Source organism: Streptomyces bohaiensis, assembly GCF_012033785.1.
Lineage (GTDB): Bacteria > Actinomycetota > Actinomycetes > Streptomycetales > Streptomycetaceae > Streptomyces > Streptomyces bohaiensis.
The window spans coordinates 41,095-48,366 of record NZ_JAAVJC010000010.1; the positions used below are offsets into that span (position 1 = coordinate 41,095).

General features: G+C 73.2%; 7 protein-coding genes. 4 read left to right on the forward strand and 3 right to left on the reverse strand.

All coding sequences use genetic code 11. The annotated features are described in order from the left end of the window. Positions 1-32 precede the first annotated feature (32 nt). Both HCN52_RS02850 and HCN52_RS02855 read left to right on the forward strand, forming a co-directional pair. Complete coding sequence (locus HCN52_RS02850; RefSeq protein WP_168086739.1) at positions 33-1,466, forward strand: gamma-aminobutyraldehyde dehydrogenase; 1,434 nt, start codon at positions 33-35, stop codon at positions 1,464-1,466. Between the two features lie 304 nt (positions 1,467-1,770). Next, a complete protein-coding gene (locus HCN52_RS02855; protein ID WP_168086740.1) occupies positions 1,771-1,926 on the forward strand; it encodes a hypothetical protein in 156 nt (51 codons plus the stop codon). A 99-nt stretch (positions 1,927-2,025) separates the two neighbouring features. Here the strand turns inward: HCN52_RS02855 and HCN52_RS02860 are convergent, their stop codons facing one another. Continuing rightward, on the reverse strand, positions 2,026-2,766 hold the full coding sequence (locus tag HCN52_RS02860) for a glycerophosphodiester phosphodiesterase (RefSeq protein WP_312876499.1): 741 nt from the start codon (positions 2,764-2,766) through the stop codon (positions 2,026-2,028). Beyond that, on the reverse strand, positions 2,763-3,830 hold the full coding sequence (locus HCN52_RS02865; protein WP_168086742.1) for an adenosine deaminase: 1,068 nt from the start codon (positions 3,828-3,830) through the stop codon (positions 2,763-2,765). The genes HCN52_RS02860 and HCN52_RS02865 overlap by 4 nt, the downstream gene beginning before the upstream one ends. Before the next feature lie 259 nt (positions 3,831-4,089). On the opposite strand from HCN52_RS02865, the gene HCN52_RS02870 reads away from it, so the two are divergent. Beyond that, entirely contained in the window at positions 4,090-4,710 is a 621-nt protein-coding gene (locus tag HCN52_RS02870; RefSeq protein WP_312876500.1) for a hypothetical protein, read from the forward strand. A gap of 160 nt (positions 4,711-4,870) precedes the next feature. Here the strand turns inward: HCN52_RS02870 and gabT are convergent, their stop codons facing one another. Continuing rightward, the gene (gene gabT / locus HCN52_RS02875) at positions 4,871-6,232 is read right to left on the reverse strand and encodes a 4-aminobutyrate--2-oxoglutarate transaminase (protein WP_168086743.1); all 1,362 of its coding nucleotides are present in this window, start codon (positions 6,230-6,232) and stop codon (positions 4,871-4,873) included. 458 nt (positions 6,233-6,690) lie between these two features. Between gabT and HCN52_RS02880 the strand changes: the two genes are divergently transcribed. Further along, on the forward strand, positions 6,691-7,272 hold a 582-nt coding region (locus tag HCN52_RS02880; protein WP_168086744.1), incomplete at its 3' end, for an AMP-binding protein.

The following is a 7,272-nucleotide window of genomic DNA, read 5'->3' on the forward strand; positions in this document are numbered from 1 at the left end:
CAGACCCGTGCAAGGCGACCAGGAGGGGTGCCGTGACCAGCGAACTGCGTCGGCTCCGCAACTACATCGACGGAGAGTTCCGGGACGCCCGGGACGGCCGGACCACCGAGGTGGTCGACCCGGTGACCGGCAGGGCCTACGCCACCGCGCCGCTCTCCGGTGCCGAGGACGTCGACACGGCGATGGCCGCGGCCGCGGCAGCGTTCCCGGCGTGGCGTGATGCCACACCCGCCACCCGCCAGCTGGCGCTGCTGCGGATCGCGGACGCGTTCGAGGAGCGCGCGGACGAACTGCTGGCGATCGAGTGCGAGAACACCGGCAAGCCCCTCGAGCTGACGCGGGAGGAGGAGCTGCCGATGATGCTGGAGCAGATCCGCTTCTTCGCGGGCGCCGCGCGCATGCTGGAGGGCAAGTCCGCCGGTGAGTACATGGCGGGGCTCACCTCCTTCGTCCGGCGGGAGCCGATCGGTGTCTGCGCGCAGGTGGCGCCGTGGAACTACCCGGTGATGATGGCGGTGTGGAAGTTCGCCCCGGCGCTGGCGGCGGGCAACACCGTCGTCCTGAAGCCGTCCGACACCACCCCGGCCTCGGCGGTGTTCGCCGCGGAGCTCATCGGGGCGGTGCTCCCCAAGGGCGTGTTCAACGTGGTCTGCGGTGACCGGGACACCGGTCGGCTCATGGTCGAGCACGACGTCCCCGCGATGGCGTCCATCACCGGTTCCGTGCGGGCCGGCATGGAGGTGGCGGCGAGTGCGGCCAAGGACCTCAAGCGCGTCCACCTGGAGCTGGGCGGAAAGGCCCCCTGTCTGGTGTTCGGCGACGCCGACCTCGAAGCCGCCGTGGAGGGCATCCGTGACGCCGGCTTCTTCAACGCCGGGCAGGACTGCACCGCGGCCACCCGGGTCCTCGTGCACGACTCGGTGCACGACGCCTTCGTCGAGGCGCTGGTCAAGGCCGCCGGGGAGGTCCGCACGGGCGACGTCACCGACCCGGACTGCTTCTACGGTCCGCTCAACAACGCGGACCACCTGGCCAAGGTCTCCGGCTTCGTGGACCGGCTCCCGGCGCACGCCAAGGTGGAGACCGGTGGCCACCGAGTGGGGGAGCAGGGCTACTTCTACGCCCCGACCGTTGTCACGGGGCTGCGACAGGACGACGAGATCATCCAGAACGAGGTGTTCGGCCCGGTCATCACGGTGCAGCGCTTCTCCGACGACGCCCAGGCGCTGGAGTGGGCCAACGGGGTCGACTACGCGCTCGCGTCCTCGGTGTGGACCACCGACCACAAGCGGGCCATGCGGATGTCCAAGGCGCTCGACTTCGGCTGCGTCTGGATCAACACCCACATCCCGCTCGTCGGTGAGATGCCGCACGGCGGCTTCAAGAAGTCCGGCTACGGGAAGGACCTCTCGGCCTACGGACTGGAGGACTACACGCGGGTCAAGCACGTCATGACGGCTCTCTGAGGGCGCCGGTCGCGAACACACGGCAGTGGCGGGGGGCTTCGGTTCCCCGCCACTGCCGTGTGCTCTCGGCTCCCCGCCGGGACACGGGGCGGGGCGGAGCGTGCGGGCCCGACGACGGGGGCGCGGGGCCGCCGGGACCGTCACCCCGTGCGACGGTTGCGTGAGGGTGCCTGTGGGGCAGATGTTGGCCTGATGGGCGTGTGTGGCGCGGATCGGCTGTTGCTACGTTCGGTGGCTGTCCCGACGCGCCGGGCCACCGGACCGACGCCGAGGGGCTCCACCCCCACCCCCGAAGGGACCCACCATGCGCACTCTCGTTCGGCACCGCGCCATGACCCGTCTCGCCGTCGTGCTCGCCGCCCTGGGCATGTTCGCCGGTGGCGCCGCCGCCACGGCTGCCGCCGCCGACCAGCCGCACCCGAACCACTGCGACCCCGTCCCCGGTGGGTGGCTCTGCTGACTCGCGGACCACAGACCCGCGGGGGTCACGGTGCCTGTCGGGCGCCGTGACCCCCGCGGGGTGTTCCGCTCGTGGCATGTCGGTCGGCGACGGAGCGGATCAGAGCGGTGGCCGCGGCGCCGCACCGTCCCCGGTGCGGTCGATCTCCTCACGCAGCACCGCGACGCGGTTGGAGGTGACGGCGTCGACACCGAGACCGATGAGCCGCCGCATGGTGCGCCGTGTGTCGGCGGTCCACGCCCCGACGAGGTAGCCGCGCTCATGGGCCCGCTCCACCAGCCGCCGGTCGATCAGCCCGAAGCGGAGGTTGAGCCAGGTCGGCGCGATGTCGGCGAGCAGGCTGCGCCGGATCGGTGTCGGGAGTTTCCACGTCAGGGCGATGTCCGCGGCGGAGTCGTGTTCCCGCACGGCGCGCAGCGCGGCGGGGTCCCCGCAGTACCGGACCCTCCCCATGGAGCCGTCCTCCCGGACCGTCGCGACGACCTCGCGGGCAAGCCGCCCGTCCGGTTCCGGCAGGTCGACCAGGGTGAGCTTCGGGAAGGTCGACGCCAGGGCCTGGCGCAGTGTCGGCACGGACCCGCCGCAGAGCTCCGTCACCTCGGCCAGGGTGAGCTCCCGCAGGGGGCAGTCGTGGCCCCAGACGCGCTTCAGGCCGGCGTCGTGCAGCACCACCGGAACACCGTCCCGGGTCAGCCGGACATCGAGTTCCACCGCGTCCGCACCGGCATCCAGCGCCGACCGGAACGAGGGAAGCGTGTTCTCCGGGTGGTGGAAGGGGTCGCCGCGGTGGGCGATCGCCAGCACGGGGCGGGGCTCTGTCCACGCCGCGGGGGCCGTCACGTCGGTTCCTGGGTGCGTCGCCATGACGCCAGGTAAGCGTCGATCTCCCCCACGAGGCGTGATTTCGCGGGCGTGTCGAGGAACGAGGCCTGAACCGCGTTCCGCGCCAGCCCCGCGATGCCCGCCTCGTCCAGGTTCAGCAGTTCCGCCGCGACCAGGTACTCCGTGGCGAGGTCCGTGCCGAACATGGGCGGGTCGTCGCTGTTGACGGTCACGGTCACCCCGGCTGCCACCAACCGGGGCAGCGGGTGATCGGCCAGCGATGGTGTCGAACGCGTTGCCACGTTGGAGGTCGGGCACACCTCCAGCGGGATGCCGCGCTCGGCCAGGTGCTGCAGCAGCCGGGGGTCGTCGACCGAGCGGATGCCGTGGCCGATGCGCTCGGCGCGCAGCTCCACGAGCGCGTCCCACACCGACTGCGCGTCGCTCGACTCGCCCGCGTGCGGAACGCTGTGCAGCCCCTCGGCGATCGCGCGGTCGAAGTAGGGCTTGAACGGACCGCGCGGCACGCCGATCTCCGGCCCGCCGAGACCGAACGAGACCAGCCCCTCGGGGCGCAGCTCGCAGGCCATCCGGGCGGTCGCCTCCGCCGCCGGCAGGCCCAGCTCGCCCGGGATGTCGAAGCACCAGGCCAGCTGCACGCCGAGGTCGCGGGCAGCGGCACCGCGGGCGTCCTCGAGCGCTTCCATCACCGCTTCCTCCGGAATGCCGCGCTTGGTCATTCCGTAGGGCGTGACGGTCAGTTCGGCGTACCGGATGCGCTGGGCGGCCATCTCGCGGGCCACCTCGTAGGTCAGCATCCTGACGTCCTCGGCGTCCCGGATCAGGTCGACGACCGACACGTAGATCTCGATGAAGTGCGCGAAGTCACGGAAGGTGAAGTACTCGGCCAGCGCCTCGGGATCCTTGGGCACGGGGGAGTCCGGGTGCCGGGCTGCGAGCTCCGCCACGATGCGGGGCGAGGCGGATCCCACGTGGTGCACGTGGAGTTCGCTCTTCGGCAGGTCCGCGACGAAGGCACGGAGCGTGGCGCGGTCCGGTGTGGTGGCCGGGGCCTGGTCCATCGGTGACTCCCTAGTCCGGCGGTGAGGCCCCTGGGCGCCTGCTGCCCGGGGACGGGTCACCGCTCCGGCGGCGCAGCCATGGTAGGCGGCCGGCACCGCGGCGGAAGCCTGGGGTTGGATCACTCGACTCGGCGGTGTGACGCGGATCACGCGGGTCGAACCTGCTCGGCTTCGAGAACCCGCGTAAGGACACCCGCCCGGGCCCCTCTCCCCTGCGACGGCACGCGGCCCCGCGGGGCCCTACGGGAGGAGAGTGACGATGAGCAGGGCGATCGGTACGGACGGAGCGGTCCTGTGGCTCGCGGCGGCAGCGGCCGACCCGGAGCGTTGCCGCCGGCGGTGGGCGCGGGGCGGGGGCCCGGTCGAACTGTCGGCGGGCGCCCGCTGGGACGCGTTGGTGCTGCCCTCGCACCTGGGGATCGAGACGCTGGCGGTGCTGCATCGCACGGGAGGCGGGGCCGGCCCCGTGCTGCTCGATCGCGGCGCGGGGACGGTCGCCTACTTCGTGCCTCCCGGGAGCGCGGGGGCGTGGTTGGCCACTGGGGTGCGCGCGCTGGGCACCGGCACCCGCCTCCTCACGCCGCGCCCGGACGTCGTCGCGGGCGAGGTGCGGTGGCTGGTCGGTCCCGACGGCAGCGGCCGTCTCACCGATCTCGGGCGACTGGAGTCGGCGATGCACGAGGCCTTCGCCCTCACCTTCCGTCGCACGGGGCTCGGCCGGCGCACCGCGCCGGCCCAGTCCCCGGGGGCGCCCCGCCGTTCCCTCTCCCCGCTGTGCGGGGGTGAAGCCGGAACCACGCGCCCCGTCGCCGGCCGTTCCGACGGCGGTGCGGCTACGGGCGCAGTCGGGACGGACGGTGGGGCGTCGCGGCGTGGTTGACCGGGCCCGGTCGTCGACCACGGGCGCGCCCGGTGGGGAGGTCGCCGTCGAGCAGCTCCGTCCGCCACGACGGACGGGGGCAGGGCGTCCCGCTTCGAGCCCTGCCCCGCGCGGGCGGCTCCGTGTTCCGCCCGCGCGGGGCGGAACACGGAGCGCTCCGTCAGACCGAGGCCGCGAAGGCCTCGTGCAGGACGTCCAGCCCCTCGTTCAGCAGTTCCTCGCCGATGACCAGCGGAGGCAGGAAGCGCAGGACGTTGCCGTACGTGCCGCAGGTCAGAACCAGCAGGCCGGCCTGGTGGCACCGTCGGGCGACGGCGGCGGTGAGCTCGGGGTCGGGCTCCTTACCGCCGGGACGCACCAGCTCGAGCGCGAGCATCGCACCCCGCCCGCGCACCTCGCCGACCGCGGGGAACTCCTCCGCGAGCTGCTGCAGCCGCGGCTTCATGATCTCCTCGATCCGCCGGGCGCGCGCCGCGAGGTCGAGCTCTCGCATCGTCTCGATCGCGCCGAGCGCCGCGGCGCAGGCGACCGGGTTGCCGCCGTAGGTCCCGCCGAGGCCCCCGACGTGCGCGGAGTCCATGATCTCCGCGCGGCCGGTCACCGCCGCGAGGGGCATGCCCCCGGCGATGCCCTTGGCCGTGGTGATCAAGTCGGGGACCACACCCTCGTCGTCGCACGCGAACCACTGCCCGGTGCGGCAGAACCCGCTCTGGATCTCGTCCGCGACGAAGACGATGCCGTTCTCCCGGGCGAACTCGGCGATCCGCGGCAGGAACCCGCGTGCCGGCTCGATGAAGCCACCCTCGCCCAGCAACGGCTCGATGACGATGGCGGCCGTGTTCTCCGCGCCGACCTGCTTGGTGATCTGGTCGATGACCTGGGCGGCCGCCTCCTGCGCGCAGTTGTCCGCACCGGTCAGCCAGCGGTACGGATAGGCGACGGGAACGCGGTAGATCTCCGGCGCGAACGGTCCGAACCCGTTCTTGTACGGCATGTTCTTCGCCGTGAGTGCCATCGTCAGGTTGGTCCGGCCGTGGTAGCCGTGCTCGAAGACGACGATCGCCTGGCGCCCGGTGTGCGTCCGGGCGATCTTGACGGCGTTCTCGACCGCTTCGGCTCCCGAGTTGAACAGGGCTGACTTCTTCGCGTGGTCACCGGGCGTCACAGCGGCGAGTTCCTCGCACACCGCCACGTACCCCTCGTACGGCGTGACCATGGCGCAGGTGTGCGTGAACCGGGTCAGCTGCTCGGTCGCCCGCCGTACCACCGCCTCGGCGCTGTTGCCCACCGACGTCACCGCGATGCCCGAGCCGAAGTCGATCAGACGGTTGCCGTCCACGTCCTCGATCACCGCCCCACCGGCACGTTCGACGAAGACGGGGAGGACGGCGCCCACGCCGTCGGCGACAGCCGCCTGCTTGCGCGCCATCAGCTCGCGGGACTTCGGGCCGGGGATTTCGGTGACGACACGGCGCTCCTGGGCCAGCGCCGGTCCTCCGGACAGATCCTGGGTGATGCTCATCGGAAGCGCTCCTCCGGACGTGATGGCGGCGGACGCCTCGGTGCCGGGACGGGGTCACGTGCACCACGGTTCCGGCGTCCGTGCTTGCACTTCGCAGGCTAGGGCCATCGGGGCAATGCCGACATGCACCGCCACGGCACAGTCACTCGCGTGTCTTGGCCGCGGCGTAGCACACGATCCTCCGCACCGGGGCGGCGCGACCCGGGTACAGCCGCGCGAGCCCGGGGGCCGGGGCCCCGTCGGCGCACGGGGCGGCACGCTGCCCACCCCGCCCCGGGGGGGCGTGCCTGCCGCGCCGCACCGCAGGCCCCGGCAGCTCCCGGGCAACCACGCGCGACAGGAGCGCAGTTGGAAGTGCGGCGACACCGCGTTCGGGGTGTGCCGGGCCTCTAGGGTGGGGACGACCAGCACAGTGACGGGCGGCTGTGCCCAGCGGCCGCCCGGGATCGGCGGAGGCCATGACGACGGACGGCGCGCGGCGCGGACCGCACGAGAGTCCCAGCACCCTGCCCACGGACCGCGGTACCCCGCCCGACCGGCGCCTCCCTCCGCCCCCGCCACCCGCCGCAGCCCCCTCGCTCGCCGGATGGCTCCATGCCCCCCGTCCCGCGACGTCCCCCGGCGTCTGGCGGTTCGGCCACACGCCCCGCCCCGCGGAGGACGCCGAACCACTGGGGGACCGGGAACTGCACGGCGCGGCGCTGCTGGCCCTGCTCGGCGGCCTCCTCGTCTGGTCGCTGTGCTGGAACGGTTACATCCGGGTGTGGCTGTGGCCGCTGGAGTGGGTGACCACGGACGGTTGGAGCGGCACCCGCACCTACGCGTCCGTCACCTACCTCTACTACGTGGCGTTCGGTGCCCTGCTGGCCTACCTGTTCGGGCGGCTGGGGAACTGGCCCCGGGTCTGGCGGCGGCACCGCCCGGCGGTGCTGCGGCTGCTGCGGGCCGCCCCGGCCGCCCCGGACGCCCCGGACGCCCCGCGGCCCCAGGACCCCGCCTACCTGATCCACACATCGGGCTCCACCGGCCGCCCCAAGGGC

Excerpts from the sequence above, each read along its gene's own strand:
- HCN52_RS02855 (WP_168086740.1), top strand. The coding sequence starts at position 1,771 with ATGCGCACTCTCGTTCGGCACCGCGCCATGACCCGTCTCGCCGTCGTG.
- gabT (WP_168086743.1), bottom strand. The coding sequence starts at position 6,232 with ATGAGCATCACCCAGGATCTGTCCGGAGGACCGGCGCTGGCCCAGGAG.
- HCN52_RS02865 (WP_168086742.1), bottom strand. The coding sequence starts at position 3,830 with ATGGACCAGGCCCCGGCCACCACACCGGACCGCGCCACGCTCCGTGCC.
- HCN52_RS02870 (WP_312876500.1), top strand. The coding sequence starts at position 4,090 with ATGAGCAGGGCGATCGGTACGGACGGAGCGGTCCTGTGGCTCGCGGCG.